This window comes from bacterium, from assembly GCA_024228115.1.
Classification (GTDB): Bacteria; Myxococcota_A; UBA9160; order UBA9160; family UBA6930.
In genome coordinates, this window is sequence record JAAETT010000668.1 from 1 (window position 1) to 667 (window position 667).

General features: G+C 52.8%; 1 protein-coding gene. It reads left to right on the forward strand.

The genetic code is table 11. The annotated features are described in order from the left end of the window. Window positions 1–165: 165 nt before the first annotated feature. On the forward strand, window positions 166–667 hold a 502-nt coding region (locus GY937_27665), incomplete at its 3' end, for a hypothetical protein (GenBank protein ID MCP5060493.1).

Below are 667 nucleotides of genomic sequence, written 5' to 3' on the forward strand. Positions count from 1 at the left end.
CTCCATTCTCTCACTTTTTGGGTCGCAACGTCCGCCATCCTCTTCAACTCTTGCGCGCTCCCATCCGATCTGCCAGAAAACTATATTGGTGCCGCGACTCGGGACATCGACTATCGACATTCAAGTTACGATGGGGTCAAACCTCACCCACGTAACCAGGAAGCCGTGGCGAAGTTTCCGGTTCCACGAAGGGTCAAGGATGTCAGGTCATTCATCGGGTTGGTTGCATATTACCGGCGGTTTATCCCTGGTATGGCTGCTAAAGCCAAGGTGCTAACCGATCTGTTGAAGCTTGATCCGAAGATCCGACTGAACTGGACGGCTGACTGCCAACGAGCATTTGAAGAGCTGAAGAACGAGCTGACGAGCCCAAGGGTAATGGCTTACCCCGACATGACACGTCCATTCTACCTGGAAACGGACGCGAGTCAGCAAGGACTCGGTGTCATCTTGTCGCAGAAAGACGTCACTTACAAGAACCATCTCCGCCCAATCATCTATGGAAGTAGGGTCCTCAAGGACCCGGAAACTAGATATTGTGCGTCGGAGTTGGAGGCATTGGCGATCGTCTGGGCTCTGAAGCGGTACAAAGCCATCCTTTGGGGTCAGGAGGTCTACGTGATCACTGACCACGAAGCACTCAAGAAACTGATGGCTGTCAAGGAAC